Consider the following 16,083-nt stretch of genomic DNA (forward strand, 5'->3'; position numbering starts at 1 on the left):
AAATCAGGCGCGAAAGATTGTTCCGCAGCGGCCGACTTTATGAAAATCAGGCGGCGATTGTACACCCGTACCCTGCTTGTTTGTAGTGAAAAGTAACCGACTAATGTAGTAGGAAATACGCTTTTGACGCGATTGCGTTTTTTCATTACGAAGCAGCGCAGCAAAAGGACTTTTGCCTGCCCGGGCCTTGAATGAGACATCCCGCGCGCAGTAAAGTGCCACAGGACAAGCCGCCGACATGGCGTCAGCGATTCACCGACATTGCTGCGCAGCAGGCGACGAATCGACGAAGGCCTTGATCTTGGCCGCGCGATGGTTCTCCGCTTCGGCTTCGACCAGGTAACTTCATGGACTGAGCCAACGCGGCAAAAATCCGGCAGGCGCTTTATGATGTCGCATTAACGATATCGACTGCCTTCCGGAGACCACATGAAGATCGCCATCCTCGACGACTACCAGGACAGCGTCCGCCAACTCGACTGCTTCAAGCTGCTGGACGGCCATGACGTCAAGGTATTCAACAACACCGTGCGCGGCGCCGGCCAGCTGGTTGCGCGCCTGGCGCCGTTCGAGGCGCTGGTGCTGATCCGCGAACGCACGGTCTTCACCAAGGCGATCCTGGAGAAACTGCCGGCGCTGAAACTGATTTCGCAAACCGGCAAGATCAGCGGCCACGTCGACGTCGCCGCCGCCACCGCGCAGCGCATCGGCATCGTCGAAGGCGTCGGCGATCCGACCGCGCCGGCTGAACTGACCTGGGCGCTGATCATGGCGGCAGCACGCCGCATCCCGCAATACACCGCCAACCTCAAGGCCGGCATCTGGCAGCAAGTGTCGGCCGCGCCGGAGCGCAATGCCATCGGCGTCGCCCTCAAGGGCCGCACGCTCGGCATCTGGGGCTACGGAAAAATCGGTCGCATGGTGGCCGGTTACGGCAAGGCCTTCGGCATGAAGATCGTGGTGTGGGGACGCGACGCCAGCCTGGAGCAAGCGCAGAAAGACGGTTACACCGCAGCCGCCAGCAAGGAAGAATTCTTCTCGACGACCGACTTCATCTCGGTGCATCTGCGCCTCAACGACGCCACGCGCGGCATCGTCACCGCGCAAGACCTGGCGCTGATGAAACCGACCGCCACCTTCATCAACACCAGCCGTGCCGAACTGGTGGCGAGCGGTGCGCTGGAAACAGCGCTGCAACAAGGCCGACCGGGATTCGCCGGTATCGACGTGTTCGAGACCGAACCGCTGCCGCACGACTCGCCGCTGCTGCGCATGGACAACGTGGTGGCCACGCCGCATCTCGGCTACGTGGAAAAAGACGGCTATGAGTTGTACTTCCGTGCGGCCTTCCAGAACATCGTCGACTTCGCCAACGGCGCGCCGAAGAATGTCCTCAATCCTGAGGCGTTGGCCTGACGCGCACTAGCGTCGGCGGTGCATACTGCAGATGCTGGGCGTGCGACACCTTCCATAGATGCATCCAGCCGGGCGGCCATGACAGCGGCAGTCCGGCATACGGCTCCACTCCCTTGCGCACGGCGATGACCGGCAAATGTTCCGGCATCGATCCGGCGTGATCCCATCCCATGCTGTACGCATGATGCGGTAACAGCGCATCGCACACCGACGCAAACCACGCCGTGTGATCTTCATCGCGGCCGAGCGCTTGCGCAAGCCCCTGCGGATCGAATTGCGCCAATGCGCCGGCGAGATCCTGCGCGCTCGCGCCGGGCGTGTCGCCCCAACCGAAAATCGGATTGAAGTTGTAGTCCGCGCCCGAGCCGTACCAGCCTTCGCGCCACGGACGTTCGTTCCAGTGGCGCGGTCCGGCGAACAAATGCCAGCGCCAGTGCAGACCCGATGGCTTGGGCCAGCTATATAGATACAAGCGCTGATAACCGGCCGCGTGCAACTCGCGCACCATCGCCATCAGCCGCGCATGCGGCATGCGATCGGGCGGCTGGCGGCGGAACAGGATAGGCGTGCCGTCGGCGTGCTGCACTTCATCGGACGACAGATTGAGATCAAGCGTACGCACCTCGCTGCCGAAGCGCGCAGAAATCCATCCCGTCAGCAAGTTGACGGAGACGATGACGCCATAGCCGCGATGGCGATGGAAGATGACGGTGCCGGGTGCCAGTGGTTTCATATGCGCACCATTATAAGCGGCCCGATGAAATTGCATTTCCCGCCCCGGGAACAGCTCGTGGTATGACCAGTTACCCCACTGCAATCGATACGCACCGAATTGTTCCCTGACTGGTCAGCCCCCCTGCCCCTCCGCCAAGCTCCCGGCACCGAAATAGTATAAAAATTTAGTCTGCCGACCACCCGACAGAGAATCATTCGCCGCAAAGGCTTGCGCACACTGGCATGCAACTTGCTGATCAAAAATCGCAACAAAAAAATATAACAAACCATAACAAGCAACCGATGGCGGAAATTCCAACATCGAGCTGCGTTGAACCTGCGACAAATCAGAGGGATGCCAACCATGACCACGCACAACGCCACAGACAAAGACAGAATCCTCCCCCCCGAAACCCATACCGAAACCTTCCTGCCCTATATGCGCGACGTCACAAAATGCGAACAGTCGTTGCAGGAACTGAATCTGATGTGGCGTGTGATTGAAGCCTCGGCAAAAATGAATTGCCCCAGCGAAGCCAAGACCATCCTGCCGACCATGGCGGCGACGCGTACCGGCTTCAGCCGGCTCGAACGCGAGCTGGTGGTCAGCCTGGTCCAGGAAAAAGTCCGCAACGTGCTCACCGAAATTGGCACCAAGGCGCAGTACGTGATCGACATCGTGGTGCGCAACCTGTTCGAGCGCACCGCCGATGTCGGCTTCCTCGCCACTGATCGAGAACTGTGCAATTTCGTCGCCGGCGTCACCGACAGCGTCGAGGCGATCCGCTATCGCCTGCGTGAGTACCGCAACAAATACACCGTCTACGACGAGATCATGCTGCTCGACACCGAGGGCAACGTGCTGGTGCAGATCGATCCCGCCACGCCGCTGGAACATAGCGCGGATGCGTTGATCGCCGAGACGCTCAACTCCGATACGTATGTCGAGACTTTCCGTTTCAGCGACCTGCGTCCCGGCAAGGAACGTGCACTGATTTATTCGCGCCGCATGCAGCATCCCCAAACTGGTGCGGTAGTCGGCATCCTGTGTCTGTGCTTCCACTTCGAAGAAGAAATGGCCGGCATCTTCTCTTCGCATCGCGACGCCGAAGCGCGTTCCAACATGCTGCTGCTGGACGCCGACAACCGCGTCATCGCCAGCGCCGACAAGTTGTGGATCCCGGTCGGCACCGAAGTGCCGGTCAATCGCGACGGCAACGCCGCGCTGATGCTGTTCTGCGGCCGCGAATACCTGGTGCGAACGGTGTCCTCCGACGGCTATCAAGGCTATCCAGGCCCGGGCGGCTGGCAAGGCCAGGTGATGATTCCTGTCGAAGTCGCTTTCAGCGGCGTGATCAGCGACGTGCTCACCAAGCTGTCGCCGGAAATCGCCGAAGGCCTGCTGTCGCATGCGCATTCATTCTGCCCGCCGCTGTACGACATCATGACCGCCGCCAAGACCATCCAGCGCATCGTCTGGAACGGCCAGGTCATGACCGCCGGCCAACGCGGCGAAATGCTCAAGCTCAAGACCATCCTCGACCAGATCAGCGAGACCGGCAACCGCAGCAACGAACTGTTCGCACAATCGATCCACGATCTCTACCAGACGGTGCTGGTGTCGGGCATGCGCGACGCCGAATTCACCACCAGCCTGCTGGTCGACCTGCTCGACCGCAATCTGTACGAACGCTCCGACGACTGCCGCTGGTGGGCGCTCACGCCCGAACTGCGCAGCGCGCTGGCGCAACCGGTGCAGGACCAGGCCGCGGTCGACAAGATGACCAACATCCTGACCTACATCAACGGCCTGTACACCGTGTACACGCGCATCTTCGTCTATGACCGCCACGGCCGCATCATCGCCAGCACCGGCGGCAACACCGATGAAATCGTCGGCCGCAACATCGACGAAGACAGCCTGCACCAGGTGCTGTCGCTGCGCACGCAACAGCAATACCACGTCAGCGCCTTCACGCCGAGCGCGTTGTACGACGGCAAGGACACGTACGTTTATCACGCAGCGGTGCGCGACCTCGAGAACGAAGCCGTGGTGGTCGGCGGCATCGGCATCGTGTTCGACTCGACGCCGGAGTTTTCCAACATGCTCGCCAGCGGCATCACCGCCAAGAAGAACATGAAGGCCTATTACATCGACCGTAATGCGCGCATCATCTCGACCACCGACAGCGCACGCAGCGTCGGCGAGACGCTGGCCATCGATCCGGCGCTGCTGACGATCGCCAACGGCGGCCGTGCGTCGCAGGTCGCGGTGCACGATGGCGAATACGCCATCGTCGCCTGCTCGGTCTCGAACGGCTATCGCGAATTCAAGGTCAGCGACGGTTATCAGGAAGACGTCATCGCGGTGGTGTTCGAATCCTTCGGCGCAGTGCAAGGCGCGGGCTCGCAAACCGACGGCCGCCAATACCTGCTCGAAACCGATCCGACCATCACCGACGGCAACGAATACGCCACCTTCTTCAGCGACCACAACCTGTTCGCCATCTCCGCCGCCCACGTGGTGGAGGCGGTGCCGTTCAGCGAAGTACTGCCGACCTCGATGGGAACGCGTCCGGAACAAATCGGCGTGCTCAACCTGCGACGCGACGACGGCGACGGCAAGCGCAAGGAATTCGTCTGGGTGTTCGACCTCGGCCAGATGATGCGCGGCACCCGTTCCGCGGTCAGCGGCAGCAGCCAGGTGATGATCGTGCGCGAAGGCGAACACACCATCGGCCTGCTGGTCGACGAGTTGCACGCCGTGCCGCAATTCAATCCTGCGCAGATCATGCACACGCCGTTCGCCATGCAAGGCGCCTCGATGCTGGTGACTCAGGTCATCAAAGCCAACAACGGCCAGTTGCTGATCCAGGCGATCGACGTCGAGCGTTTGTTCGCGCTGCTGATCGACGGCCAGATTGCACTGCCGCCTGAATCGGCGGAAGCCGTTGCACAGCAGACGGATACGGTGGCGCCGGCCGATGGCGAGCGTCCGGTCGAGCTCATGGCGGCGTAATCCGGAGTTGGATTTGGGCGAGCCGCTGGTGACGAGATGTGGGGTATGATGGCTGGGATTTTTCTTGATTTTTCGTGATCATGACTTTACGCATCATCGCCACCGGCGGCACCTTCGACAAACATTACGACGAGATTGCCGGCCAGCTCGTCTTCGCCAACAGCCACTTGCCCGAGGTCATCGCACGCGCACGCCTGACCGTTTCCGCCACGCTGGAAGAACTGCCGCTGCTCGACTCGCTCGACATGCAGGACATTGATCGGCGCCGCGTGCTCGCCTCCTGCGACCGTTCGGAAGAAAACGCCATCGTCGTCATCCATGGCACCGACACCATGCAGGACACCGCGCGCGTGCTCGGCGCGGCGCAACTGACCAAGACCATCGTGCTGACCGGCGCCATGATTCCTTACGCCATCCGCGGCTCGGATGCGCAATTCAATTTCGGCTTCGCCTGCGGCGTGGCGCAACTGATGCCGCATGGCGTGTATGTCGCGATGAATGGCCGTGTGTTCGCCTGGGACAAAGTCGCCAAGAACCGCGGCGCGGGCGTGTTTGAAGAAATCGAAACGGAAGACTGAGGGCATCTCACCGGAGGAGACGATGTTCAGTCTTCTCCGCTTTCCGCCGTTCCGGCATGCGCATAGTCCTGCAACGCCGACACATTCTGATGGAACCACCCACCCAGTTGCTCAAGCACGGGCGTCAATGACCGGCCCGGCGGCGTCAGGCTGTACTCCACCCTGGGCGGGACCTCCGCATACACCACCCGGCGCACCAGGCCGTCGCGCTCCAGCTCGCGCAGCTGCAGCGTCAGCATGCGCTGCGTTACTTCCGGAATGCTTCTTTGCAATTGGCCGAAGCGCAACGTCCCGGCGCTGAGGCGGTACAACACCAGCGATTTCCACTTGCCGCCGACCAGATCCAGCGCCATGTCCACGGGACAACGATCGGGTGATGCAGCTTTCATGACGGTTCCAATAGGTACATTTTTGTGGGTAGCGCACAGGAATGTACATTCTATTCAATCTCAGACCAGGCTCCTACACTGTTGACTTCTTAACCACGTTTTTGGAGTCGATGATGCAAGAAAAAATCTATCTGGTGTATGGAGCCACGGGCGCGCAAGGCGGCGCAGTGATGAGCGCGCTAAGGGCAAGCGGCAAGAAAGTGCGCGTGCTGCTGCGCAATACCGACGGCAAATCCTCGTTTGAGGCTCCTGGCGTGGAAGTCGCCATCGGCGACCTGGATTCGCCGGCGCAACTGCTGGAAGCGAGCCGCGATGTCGCCGGCGTCTACTTTGCCCTGCCGCTGCAGTTCAACGCCGACAGGGCGATTCTCTGGGGCAGGAATGCGATCGATGCCGCCGTCGCAGCCAAGGCGCCGCTGATGGTCTTCAATACCAGCATCGTCGGCGCAGCCGAGGCGGGCCAGGCAACCGGAAGCGTTGCAATCGACATCAAGTCCGCGCTGGAACGTTATCTGAAGCAGGCGCCGATCCCCAGCATCGTATTGCGGCCAACGCTGTACCTGGGCAACCTGACCGCGCCTTTCGCGACGCCGTCGATCGTCAATGACGGCGTGTTGGCCTACCCTGTTCCCGCCGGCCAGAAAGTATCCTGGATCAGTTGGGAAGAAACCGCCGCCTATGTCGTCGCCGCCTTGCAACGCCCGGACCTGGCAGCAACACGTCCCTCATTCGACATTGGCGGCGCGCAAGCGATCACGGGCAATGAACTGGCCACAGCCATCGGCAAAGCCGTGGGTCGCAGCGTTTCTTATTTCCCGCTGCCGATCGGGCAATTCGAAGCCGGACTCTCCGCCGCCTTCGGCGCAGAAACCGGCGGCGCCCTCGCCAATCTGTATCGCTACATGACCAATCCCGCGCATGGCGACATCCTCAACGTCGACCTGCGCGCGGCAAGGGCTGAATTTGCTGTGCCACAAACGTCGATTGACAGCTGGGCCGCGCAGGTTCCGTGGAAGAACCTGGCCGAAAGCGCCACGGCGCCCTCCGAGAAATCTGCATGAACGCAAATACATCCGAAAAGATGCCTGTTGAAATCTGGAGCGACATCATGTGCCCCTTCTGTTTCATCGGCAAACGCAAGTTTGATGAGGCTCTCGCCGCCTTCGGCCACAAAGACAAGATCCAGGTCGTCTGGAGAAGCTATCGTCTTTTTCCCGAGGTCCGCTACCGTGAAGGCAGCGATGCCTGCGCGGTCCTTGCCAAGGTCAAGGGCCTGGCGACATCCTCCATGCGACAAGCGATGGCGCACGTCACGGCGCTGGGTCGCGACGTCGGCATCCGGTTCGACTTCGATCGTCTGAAGATGGTCGACACCCTTGATTCATTGAGACTGGTGCACTTGGCTGCGACCCGCGATCTGGCCAGCGAAATGAAGGAACGTCTGTTCCAGGCGTTCTTTGAAGAAGGCCAGAATCTGGAGGATCACCAGATCCTGGCGCAACTGGGAAAAGAAGTCGGACTCGATGCACAGGCAGCAAAAACAATGCTGACGTCCATAGCCTACGCCGACGAGGTGGAGAACGACGTGGCGCAGGCGAGACAGATCGGCGTTAACGGGATTCCGTTCTTTGTGCTGGACCGGCAACAGGCGCTATCCGGAGCGCAGTCGATCGCAGGATTTACCGCACTGTTGCAAGCCGCGTTTGATGGATGGAATCAGAACATTCCATCGCCCGCGAAGAAAACGATGCCGGGAGAAAGCTGCACCCCCGACGGTCAGTGCTGAGTGGTTGCAATCGCCGGCGCATGCATCACGCCACTGATGCAGTTGCGCGGCGAAGTCGAATCGCGTACGCCGACCGATCTGTCCGATTTCGATCCCACGCCTAACGATCCACGAGTTTTGCGCGAATTGGTCGAAGGCGGCGTCGGCCCCGGTGTCGCTCACCGATGCCGCGCACAAGGTGGCGCTCGAACTCGCGCAGAATGCGGTCGCCAAACGAATCGATCTTCCTTCGATGCTGCCGGCGATATCCCGGCATCGAAGCGCGGCTGAATCCTCAGTCCTGCCGCTGCTCGTGCCGCGCTGCCCAATCGCGGCAAAAATCCAGCAATGACGCCAGCCTGACCGACAGCACCCGATGCTTGTTGCGCACCAGGTAGAAATGCCGGCGCAGAGGCGGCAGCGGCGTCGCCAGTTCGATCAACCGCCCCGACTCCAGCAGGTCCACCACCACCGCGCGCGACAGGCAACTGATGCCCATGCCTTCGGCGGTGGCGCGCTTGATCGCCTCCGAATTGCCGAACTCGCAGGCCGACGGCAGGTGATGCAGGTAAGGCAGCAAGGCGTGCTCGACCGCCTCGCGCGTGCCGGAACCCGCCTCCCGCAGCAGCCAGTCGGCTTCACTCAAGGTCTTCAGCGTCAGCTTCTTGCCCTGCGCCGCCAGCGCGTGCTGCGGCGAAGCGACCACGATCAGTTCATCCGTCATCCACGGCTCGACGTCAACGTCGCTGGCATGGCACGGTCCTTCGATCAGCGCGGCGTCGACTTCAAAATTGCTGACGGCATTGACGATATCGGCGGTGTTGGCCACCAGCGCGCGCACGCGCAACTGCGGATGGTCACGCCGATAAGCCGCCACCATTTGCGGCAGCATGTAGCTGCCGATGGTGGTGCTGGCGCCGATGTGCAATTCGGCGCCCACCTGGTCGGGCGTCAGGAATTGCTGTTCGATGGTATTGGCGGCGTCGAGCAGGTGCTGCGCCTGCGGCAGCAGCAGGCGGCCGTTGTCGTTGAGCATGAGGCGCTTGCCGACGCGATCGAACAGTTGCACGGCGAGCGTGTTCTCGAGTTCATTGAGTGCAGCGCTGGCGGCCGACTGCGACAACGCGACCAGATCGGCGGCGGCGGTCGTACTGCCGGATTGCGCCACCGCCAGGAAGATTTGTAATTGCCGAAGGGTAATTTTCATATCGAGTCGCTTGATGATTCATTGATCTACTTATTATTCAGGTAGATATTAACAAAATAACGCGTTTTTCTTTTATATAGCAGAGCGCTAAAGTGCCTTCATTGCTCAGTCATCCCTGTCAGGCACATCATGAACACCCCGCCGCTTACCGTCGTCTCCACCCCGTCAGCCCCGCCGGCGCAGTTGAACCGCATCCTCCCCGGCCTGGCCCTGAGCGCCGCGCTGGCGCTGGCCTCGATTGAAGCCGGCCGCCTCGCTTGGTTGCAGGCGCATGGTTTCAGCGCGCTGACGATTGCGATCGTGCTCGGCATGCTGGTCGGAAATACCGTCTATCCGCGCGTGGCCGCCGACTGTAGCGGCGGCGTGGCCTTTTCCAAACAGAATCTGCTGCGCCTGGGCATCGTGCTGTACGGCCTGCGCCTCACTTTCCAGGACATTGCACAAGTCGGCGTGAGCGGTGTACTGATCGATGCCAGCATGCTGATGTCGACATTCGCGATCGCTTATTTTCTTGGCGTGAAGGTGTTCAAGCTGGATCGCAACGCGGTGATGCTGATCGGCGCCGGCAGTTCGATCTGCGGCGCGGCGGCCGTGATGGCGACCGAGCCGGTGCTGCGTGCGCGCAGTGAACAGGTAACGGTGGCGGTGTCGACGGTGGTGGTGTTCGGCTCGGCAGCAATCTTCTTGTACCCGCTGCTGCACAGCCTGGACTTTCTGCGGGGCCATGCCGACTTCGGCGTCTATATCGGCTCGACCGTGCACGAAGTGGCGCAGGTGGTAGCGGCAGCACGCTCAATCGACGATCACACCGCCAATACTGCAGTGATCGCGAAGATGGTGCGCGTGATGATGCTGGCGCCGTTTTTACTGATCCTGTCGGCTTGCGTGCAGCGCAGCCGTTCTGCAACCACTGCTGCGAAAGGCTCCAATACCTCGCGCCTGGCTGGCATCCCGTGGTTCGCCTTCGCCTTCATCGGTATGGTGGCGCTGAACTCGCTGCTGCCGATCCCGACCGCCGTAACCGGCGCCCTGCTCGACGCCGATACCTTCTTGCTGGCCATGGCAATGGCTGCGCTGGGCCTGACCACGCATCTTTCATCCGTGCGCCGTGCTGGCATGCGCTCGCTGCTGCTGGGGGGATTGCTGTTTGTGTGGCTGATCGCGGGCGGCGGAGCCGTGAACGCCGCCATCACCTTCCTAATGCACTGATCCCTTGACGATCAATTCGCGAATGATGCGGATGGTGTCAATATCCGCCTCCTCATACGCCGAACGGCGGAACTGGTCGTAGAAGGCTTTTTCAGTTCCGGCTTCTTCTTCCGGCGTGCCGTCGTCGTATTCGAAACGCACGAACAGAGCCTCTTCCTCGGGTTCCTCGATTGTCATGCTCAGGCTGGACGTGGGGATTTCGCCCTGCACCGGCACGTGGTAGTGCACGCGCTGCAGCGCTTCATAAGTCACGACGTCATGGATGCGCAATTCGCCATAGCGCAACATGCGCTTGACCGCGGCATCCGTCTTGTCGGACAGCACGCATTCGTCGAGATGCTCCATGAACAATTGCGGCGCTTCGGCGCGCATGACGAGGCCGCGCCACAGTTGTTCGCGGGTCAGGTTGTCGATCAGCGGGTTGAGCGGATCGTTGATTTGAATCAAGTGATTGAATTTCATGCTTTAGACCTGTTTCCGGATGCCGTTATTGTCCCACAGAAGGCCCGGCCGGACAGGGTCGCCCTGCTACAATGGCGTGTTATCCCTCGTCCCCTCCCAATCGATCCCTGCATGTCTTCCGCCCCCGCATTTGGTCTCAACGCCCCGCAAAGCGAAGCCGTTTTGTACATGAACGGCCCTTGCCTGGTACTGGCAGGCGCCGGCTCGGGCAAGACCCGCGTCATCACGCAGAAAATCGCCCACCTGATCGAAAACTGCGGCTACGAATCACGCCACATCGCCGCGCTGACCTTCACCAACAAGGCCGCGCTGGAAATGCAGGAGCGCATCGCCAAGCTGCTCAAGGAACCGAAACAGGCCAAGCATCTGACGGTGTCGACCTTCCACTCGCTGGGAGTAAAAATTCTGCGCCAGGAAGCCAAGCACCTCGGCCTGAAAGATCGCTTTTCGATCATGGACAGCGACGATTGTTTTTCGCTGGTGCAAGATCTGGCGGTGACGACCGACAAGCAATTGATCCGTCGCATCCAGAATGCCATGTCGCTGTGGAAGAACGGCCTGATCGATCCCGATCTTGCGCTCAGGAACGCGGTCGACGAAGAAGAAGCGGTGGCCGCGCGCATCTATCGCAGCTATGTCGCCACGCTCTCGGCCTATCAGGCGGTCGACTTCGACGATCTGATCCGCTTGCCGGTGGAACTGTTTCGCGGCAACGAAGAAGTGCGCGATCGCTGGCAGCGCCGTCTGCGTTATCTGTTGGTGGATGAATACCAGGACACCAACACCTGCCAGTACGAGCTGGTCAAGCTGATGGTCAGCGGCATCGGCAAGAAGCCGATGTTCACCGCCGTGGGCGACGACGACCAGGCGATCTACGCCTGGCGCGGCGCCACCATCGAAAATCTGAAAACCTTGCAGATCGATTTCCCCAATTTGCATCTGATCAAGCTGGAGCAGAATTACCGCTCCAGCACGCGCATTCTGCAAGCGGCCAATTCGGTGATTTCCAACAATCCCAAGCTGTTTGAGAAAGCCCTCTGGTCGGAACACGGACTGGGCGATCCGGTCAAGGTCATGGCGATGGACGACGACGAGGCCGAAGCCGATCAGGTCGCCATCATGCTGTCGGCGCATCGCTTCGAGCGGCGCGCAAAGTTCTCCGACTACGCGATCCTGTACCGCGGCAATCACCAGGCGCGCATCTTCGAAAAGGCCCTGCGGCGCGAACGCATTCCTTATGTGATGTCGGGCGGCCAGAGTTACTTCGACCGCGCCGAAATCAAGGACATCATCAGCTACCTGCGCCTGATCGCCAACCAGGACGACGACCCGGCTTTCATCCGCGCCGTCACCACGCCGCGTCGCGGCATCGGCCAGGCCACGCTGGAAGTGCTCGGTACGGTTGCCGGCCAATGGCAGTGCTCGCTGTTTGAAGCGGTCTACAAAGGCGCGCTGGAAGACAAGCTGCCCGACAAGCAATTGCTGCCGCTGCGCCAGTTCTGCGACTTCATCAACAACCTCGAATCGCGCGCCAGCCGCCCGGGCCCTTCCGGCAGCGGCGAGAATGCCGCGCAGGTGCTCGACGACATGATGGAAGCGATCAACTACGAAGGTTACTGCTATGACGCCTTCGACGAACGCCAGGCGCAAAGCAAGTGGCAGAACGTGGTCGACTTCACCAGCTGGCTCAAGGAGCGCGGCTGCGGCGGCAAGGATGGCGAAGGCGAAGAAAAGAACTTGCTGGAGTTGACCCAGATGGTCGCGCTCATGACCATGCTCGAAGGCAAGGACGAAGAGCAGGACGCGGTGCGCATGTCAACGCTGCACGCCTCCAAGGGACTGGAATATCCGCACGTGTTCCTGATCGGCGTGGAGGAAGGCATTTTGCCGCACAAGGGCGATCCCGATGCCCCGGCCGAGACCATCGCCGCGCGCATCGAAGAAGAACGCCGCCTGATGTACGTCGGCATCACGCGCGCCCAGCGCAGCCTGCAGATCACCTGGTGCAAACGGCGCAAGCGCGCGCGCGAATTCACCGCCTGCGACCCGTCGCGCTTCATCAAGGAAATGAACCTCGACGTCGGCGACGCCGTGCCCAAGGAAGAAGAAAAAATCACGCCGCAGAACCGGCTGGCCAATCTGAAGGCCTTGCTGCAACAGCCGCGCAGCACGCCGACGCCGTCCAACGACTGATGCGCCTGTACCGCGTATAATTTTCTGCGGGGCAATGCCCCGGCTGCAAGATGACATCCGAGCATCCGCAGTCTCCGACAACAATAAGAAGGAGAAGACATGCAGTCCATTTTCAGGAAACGGTTTACCCGGCCATATCGTTCACTGCTGTCATTGCGTTCACTGCTTTCGCTACTGACAATGCTGTTGCTGGCATCCGCCGGCGCGCAGGCGAGCAGCATCACCAACGTCGAATTCCAGTCGCCCGCATTGGGGCGCGCATGGAACTACAACGTCTACCTGCCGACCGGCTATGAAACATCCAACCTGCGTTACCCGGTGCTGTATCTGCTGCACGGCAATGACGGCCACCGCAACGACTGGCCTGTCAAGGGACGCATTCAGGCCACCGCCGACGCGCTGATCGCCTCCGGAGATATTCCCCCGGCCATCATCATCATGCCGGACGCCGGCACCACCTGGTTCGTTGACCTCAAGGAAAAAGTCGAGACCGCCTTTTTTGCCGATCTGATTCCACAAGTGCAGAAACGCTTTCGCACCCTGACCGGACGCGACGGTCGCCTGGTCGGCGGGCTGTCGATGGGCGGCTATGGCGCCATGCGTTTTGCGCTCAAGTATCCGGAAAAATTCCAGGCCGCCGCGCTGCTGAGTCCGGCCATCTACAATCCGGAGCCTCCAGCCACCTCATCGGCGCGCTTCGTCAAGGTGTTCGGCTCGCCCGACTTCGATCCGGCCATCTGGAAGGCGCACAACTACCCGGCGCTATGGGACGGATTCCTGAAGAAGAACATCAAAGTGCCGATGTACATCAACTCCGGCGACGATGACGACTTCATGATCGAGAGCGAAGCCACCCAGTTCTATGCACTGCTGCGCAAGAACAAGCAACCGGCCGAACTACGCATCGTCAACGGCGCCCATGCCTGGCCGGTGTGGGAATCGACTATCGGCGATGCCCTCAAATACATTTTCCAGACCGTCCGCCGTCCTGAGCAATAAGCTGCCACCTGTCCGCCCTGATGCGGCGGACAGGCTCTCGCCCTCTCGCATTTGTTGCACATTTTTCAATGCCTGCGCACCGAAAATGCGATTGCACCTGATTTTGCGCCACAAATGGCGTTGAACCGGACTGGAAACGTTTACAATCCTCCCCTTTCCGGCCGCCCCGCCCCCCGATGCGCTTGCGCGGCGGCGGCTTATCCGGTCCCGGTTTTCATCTGCTGCTCCTATTTTTACAAGGTTGGTCATGAACAAGTTCTTCAAGCAATTCGCTCCTGCACTGGCGCTGGTCGCCGCCATCGCCGCATTGTCCGCCTGCGGCAAGAAAGAAGAAGCAGCGCAAGCGCCCGCCGCTGCTGCCGCCAAGGTCTACCTGGTCGGCGTGGAATCGGCCTATGCGCCGTTCTCGGCGGAAAACGAAAAGAAGGAAGTGGTCGGCTTCGACATCGACGTGATGAAGGCGCTGGCGCAAAAGATCGGCATCGAAGTGAAGTTCGTGCCGACGCCATTTGAAGGCTTCTTCAATTTCCTGGCGCAGGGCGATCGCGATCTGCTGATCTCGGCCATCACCATCACCGACGAGCGCAAGCAGACCGTCGATTTCTCCGAGCCGTACTTTGAAGCGAGCCAGCTGATCGCGGTGCCGGCAGCCGATGCCAAGGTGCAGAAATTCGACGACCTCAAGAACCTCAAGGTCGGCGTGCAAAGCGCCACCTCCGGCGACGAAATCGTGCAGCAGTTGCTGGGCAAGAACAATCCCAACATCAAGCGCCTCGACTCCACTCCGCTGGCATTGAAGGAACTGGAAACCGGCGGCGTTGATGCCGTGGTCGCCGATGACGCCGTGGTCAAGAACTACATCACCAACAATCCGTCGAGCAAACTGCGTACCGTGTCGGACGCCAACTTCCCGAAAGAGTATTACGGCATCGCCGTGCGCAAGGGCAACACCGAGCTGCTCAACAAGGTCAACAAGGGCATGGCCGACCTGAAGGCCGACGGCACTTTCGACAAGATCAGCACGCAGTACTTCGGCGCCAGGAAATAAGCTCGCCGCCTGCCGTAGTGCTACTGCCGCAACCACAGTGCAGCTGCGGCGCTACGGTATAATCCCGACAAATGCGCAGTCCGCCGGATTGCGCATTTTTCATGTCCACCATTCAATTTTCCGCCATGGATTTCCGCTGGAGCATCATCGAGGGCTACGCGCCGCTGTTCATCAAGGGCTTCTTCATGACGCTCGAGGTGGCCGTGATCAGCATCGTCGCGGGCACCGTGATGGGCCTCTTGCTGGGCATGCTGCGGCTGGCCGACGTGCAGCACGGCGTGTGGAAATACCTCCTGCGCGTGACCAAGTGGATCGCGAGTTTTTACGTCGCCTTCTTCCGCGGCACGCCGCTGTTCGTGCAGATCCTGCTGATCCATTTCGCCGTAATGCCGGTGCTGATCCATCAGGACAACGGCCTGCTGATTTCGGGTGAACTGGCGCGCACCATCAAGCAGGATTACGGCGCGTTCGTGTCCGGCATCGTGGCCTTGTCGCTCAATGCAGCGGCATACATCTCCGAAATCTTCCGCGCCGGCATCCAGTCGATCGACCGCGGCCAGAGCTACGCCGCATCGAGTCTCGGCATGGGCTATCGCCTGCGCATGCGCTACATCATTTTGCCGCAGGCGTTTCGCCGCATGCTGCCGCCGCTGGGCAACGAAGCCATCACCCTGCTCAAGGATTCCTCGCTGGTGTCGACCATCGGCCTGGCCGAACTGGCCTATGCTGCGCGCACCGTGGCCGGCAGCTATTCGCGCTATTGGGAACCGTACATCACGATTTCGGTGGTGTATTTCAGCATGACGATTTGCCTGGCCATGCTGGTGGCCCGACTGGAAAAGAAATACAGTGCTCCATCCCGCCACTGATCCCGGACGTTCGCCTGCGGTCGCCATCATCGGCGGCGGTCCGGCCGGCCTGATGGCCGCCGAAGTGCTGGCGCTAGCCGGCGTGCAGGTCGACCTCTACGACGCCATGCCATCGGTCGGACGCAAGTTCCTGCTGGCCGGCAAGGGCGGCATGAACATCACCCATTCGGAAGACCTCGACGGCTTCCTCTCTCGCTACGGCGCGCGGCGGAATT

The 16,083-nt window shown here is 60.7% G+C and carries 15 protein-coding genes and 1 pseudogene; 12 read left to right on the forward strand and 4 right to left on the reverse strand.

Going from position 1 to position 16,083, the window contains the following annotated elements:
- Positions 1 to 429 precede the first annotated feature (429 nt).
- Complete coding sequence (locus HLUSI_RS0115715; RefSeq protein ID WP_016834882.1) at positions 430 to 1,416, forward strand: D-2-hydroxyacid dehydrogenase family protein; 987 nt, start codon at positions 430 to 432, stop codon at positions 1,414 to 1,416.
- On the opposite strand, the gene HLUSI_RS0115720 is transcribed toward HLUSI_RS0115715, so the two are convergent.
- Positions 1,394 to 2,149: a hypothetical protein gene (locus HLUSI_RS0115720; RefSeq protein ID WP_016834883.1), complete on the reverse strand. Its 756-nt coding sequence runs from the start codon at positions 2,147 to 2,149 to the stop codon at positions 1,394 to 1,396. The two genes, HLUSI_RS0115715 and HLUSI_RS0115720, sit on opposite strands and share 23 nt — an antisense overlap.
- A gap of 345 nt (positions 2,150 to 2,494) precedes the next feature.
- Between HLUSI_RS0115720 and HLUSI_RS28965 the strand changes: the two genes are divergently transcribed.
- Entirely contained in the window at positions 2,495 to 5,149 is a 2,655-nt protein-coding gene (locus tag HLUSI_RS28965) for a chemotaxis protein CheW (protein ID WP_016834884.1), read from the forward strand.
- 80 nt (positions 5,150 to 5,229) lie between these two features.
- On the forward strand, positions 5,230 to 5,727 hold the full coding sequence (locus HLUSI_RS0115730; protein WP_029363586.1) for an asparaginase domain-containing protein: 498 nt from the start codon (positions 5,230 to 5,232) through the stop codon (positions 5,725 to 5,727).
- Between the two features lie 26 nt (positions 5,728 to 5,753).
- Here the strand turns inward: HLUSI_RS0115730 and HLUSI_RS0115735 are convergent, their stop codons facing one another.
- A complete protein-coding gene (locus tag HLUSI_RS0115735) occupies positions 5,754 to 6,116 on the reverse strand; it encodes a winged helix-turn-helix transcriptional regulator (RefSeq protein ID WP_029363587.1) in 363 nt (120 codons plus the stop codon).
- Positions 6,117 to 6,226: 110 nt separating this feature from the next.
- Here HLUSI_RS0115735 and HLUSI_RS28970 point away from each other — a divergent pair, with 110 nt between their 5' ends.
- Genes HLUSI_RS28970 through HLUSI_RS0115750 form a run of 3 tightly spaced genes read left to right on the forward strand, consistent with a single transcriptional unit; the run spans position 6,227 to position 8,172 of the window.
- The gene (locus tag HLUSI_RS28970) at positions 6,227 to 7,177 is read left to right on the forward strand and encodes an SDR family oxidoreductase (protein ID WP_016834887.1); all 951 of its coding nucleotides are present in this window, start codon (positions 6,227 to 6,229) and stop codon (positions 7,175 to 7,177) included.
- The gene (locus tag HLUSI_RS0115745; RefSeq protein WP_016834888.1) at positions 7,174 to 7,902 is read left to right on the forward strand and encodes a DsbA family oxidoreductase; all 729 of its coding nucleotides are present in this window, start codon (positions 7,174 to 7,176) and stop codon (positions 7,900 to 7,902) included. Before HLUSI_RS28970 ends, HLUSI_RS0115745 begins: the two co-directional genes overlap by 4 nt.
- Entirely contained in the window at positions 7,903 to 8,172 is a 270-nt protein-coding gene (locus HLUSI_RS0115750; RefSeq protein WP_016834889.1) for a hypothetical protein, read from the forward strand.
- Between the two features lie 4 nt (positions 8,173 to 8,176).
- On the opposite strand, the gene HLUSI_RS0115755 is transcribed toward HLUSI_RS0115750, so the two are convergent.
- Entirely contained in the window at positions 8,177 to 9,088 is a 912-nt protein-coding gene (locus HLUSI_RS0115755; RefSeq protein WP_016834890.1) for a LysR family transcriptional regulator, read from the reverse strand.
- A gap of 129 nt (positions 9,089 to 9,217) precedes the next feature.
- Here HLUSI_RS0115755 and HLUSI_RS0115760 point away from each other — a divergent pair, with 129 nt between their 5' ends.
- A complete protein-coding gene (locus HLUSI_RS0115760) occupies positions 9,218 to 10,297 on the forward strand; it encodes a YeiH family protein (RefSeq protein WP_029363588.1) in 1,080 nt (359 codons plus the stop codon).
- Here HLUSI_RS0115760 and HLUSI_RS0115765 read toward each other — a convergent pair.
- Positions 10,286 to 10,759 (reverse strand): SRPBCC family protein, encoded by a 474-nt coding sequence (locus HLUSI_RS0115765; protein ID WP_016834892.1) that lies wholly within the window; start codon positions 10,757 to 10,759, stop codon positions 10,286 to 10,288. The genes HLUSI_RS0115760 and HLUSI_RS0115765 overlap by 12 nt on opposite strands.
- A 111-nt stretch (positions 10,760 to 10,870) precedes the next feature.
- Here HLUSI_RS0115765 and HLUSI_RS0115770 point away from each other — a divergent pair, with 111 nt between their 5' ends.
- The 5 genes and pseudogenes from HLUSI_RS0115770 to HLUSI_RS0115790 form a co-directional block, all read left to right on the forward strand.
- Complete coding sequence (locus HLUSI_RS0115770; protein ID WP_029363589.1) at positions 10,871 to 12,952, forward strand: UvrD-helicase domain-containing protein; 2,082 nt, start codon at positions 10,871 to 10,873, stop codon at positions 12,950 to 12,952.
- Positions 12,953 to 13,051: 99 nt separating this feature from the next.
- Positions 13,052 to 13,951, forward strand: coding sequence for an alpha/beta hydrolase (locus tag HLUSI_RS0115775; protein ID WP_238534012.1), 900 nt, complete (start codon positions 13,052 to 13,054; stop codon positions 13,949 to 13,951).
- A gap of 247 nt (positions 13,952 to 14,198) precedes the next feature.
- Positions 14,199 to 14,999 (forward strand): basic amino acid ABC transporter substrate-binding protein, encoded by an 801-nt coding sequence (locus HLUSI_RS0115780; RefSeq protein ID WP_016834895.1) that lies wholly within the window; start codon positions 14,199 to 14,201, stop codon positions 14,997 to 14,999.
- Between the two features lie 125 nt (positions 15,000 to 15,124).
- Positions 15,125 to 15,868 (forward strand): amino acid ABC transporter permease, encoded by a 744-nt coding sequence (locus tag HLUSI_RS0115785; RefSeq protein WP_029363591.1) that lies wholly within the window; start codon positions 15,125 to 15,127, stop codon positions 15,866 to 15,868.
- Between the two features lie 52 nt (positions 15,869 to 15,920).
- Positions 15,921 to 16,083: pseudogene (locus HLUSI_RS0115790) on the forward strand (NAD(P)/FAD-dependent oxidoreductase); the annotation flags it as partial.

It is taken from the genome of Herbaspirillum lusitanum P6-12, from assembly GCF_000256565.1.
Taxonomy (GTDB): Bacteria; Pseudomonadota; Gammaproteobacteria; order Burkholderiales; family Burkholderiaceae_D; genus Herbaspirillum; species Herbaspirillum lusitanum.

Excerpts from the sequence above, each read along its gene's own strand:
- HLUSI_RS0115715 (WP_016834882.1), top strand. The coding sequence starts at position 430 with ATGAAGATCGCCATCCTCGACGACTACCAGGACAGCGTCCGCCAACTC.
- HLUSI_RS0115720 (WP_016834883.1), bottom strand. The coding sequence starts at position 2,149 with ATGAAACCACTGGCACCCGGCACCGTCATCTTCCATCGCCATCGCGGC.
- HLUSI_RS28965 (WP_016834884.1), top strand. The coding sequence starts at position 2,495 with ATGACCACGCACAACGCCACAGACAAAGACAGAATCCTCCCCCCCGAA.
- HLUSI_RS0115730 (WP_029363586.1), top strand. The coding sequence starts at position 5,230 with ATGACTTTACGCATCATCGCCACCGGCGGCACCTTCGACAAACATTAC.
- HLUSI_RS0115735 (WP_029363587.1), bottom strand. The coding sequence starts at position 6,116 with ATGAAAGCTGCATCACCCGATCGTTGTCCCGTGGACATGGCGCTGGAT.
- HLUSI_RS28970 (WP_016834887.1), top strand. The coding sequence starts at position 6,227 with ATGATGCAAGAAAAAATCTATCTGGTGTATGGAGCCACGGGCGCGCAA.
- HLUSI_RS0115745 (WP_016834888.1), top strand. The coding sequence starts at position 7,174 with ATGAACGCAAATACATCCGAAAAGATGCCTGTTGAAATCTGGAGCGAC.
- HLUSI_RS0115755 (WP_016834890.1), bottom strand. The coding sequence starts at position 9,088 with ATGAAAATTACCCTTCGGCAATTACAAATCTTCCTGGCGGTGGCGCAA.
- HLUSI_RS0115760 (WP_029363588.1), top strand. The coding sequence starts at position 9,218 with ATGAACACCCCGCCGCTTACCGTCGTCTCCACCCCGTCAGCCCCGCCG.
- HLUSI_RS0115765 (WP_016834892.1), bottom strand. The coding sequence starts at position 10,759 with ATGAAATTCAATCACTTGATTCAAATCAACGATCCGCTCAACCCGCTG.
- HLUSI_RS0115770 (WP_029363589.1), top strand. The coding sequence starts at position 10,871 with ATGTCTTCCGCCCCCGCATTTGGTCTCAACGCCCCGCAAAGCGAAGCC.
- HLUSI_RS0115775 (WP_238534012.1), top strand. The coding sequence starts at position 13,052 with ATGCAGTCCATTTTCAGGAAACGGTTTACCCGGCCATATCGTTCACTG.
- HLUSI_RS0115780 (WP_016834895.1), top strand. The coding sequence starts at position 14,199 with ATGAACAAGTTCTTCAAGCAATTCGCTCCTGCACTGGCGCTGGTCGCC.
- HLUSI_RS0115785 (WP_029363591.1), top strand. The coding sequence starts at position 15,125 with ATGGATTTCCGCTGGAGCATCATCGAGGGCTACGCGCCGCTGTTCATC.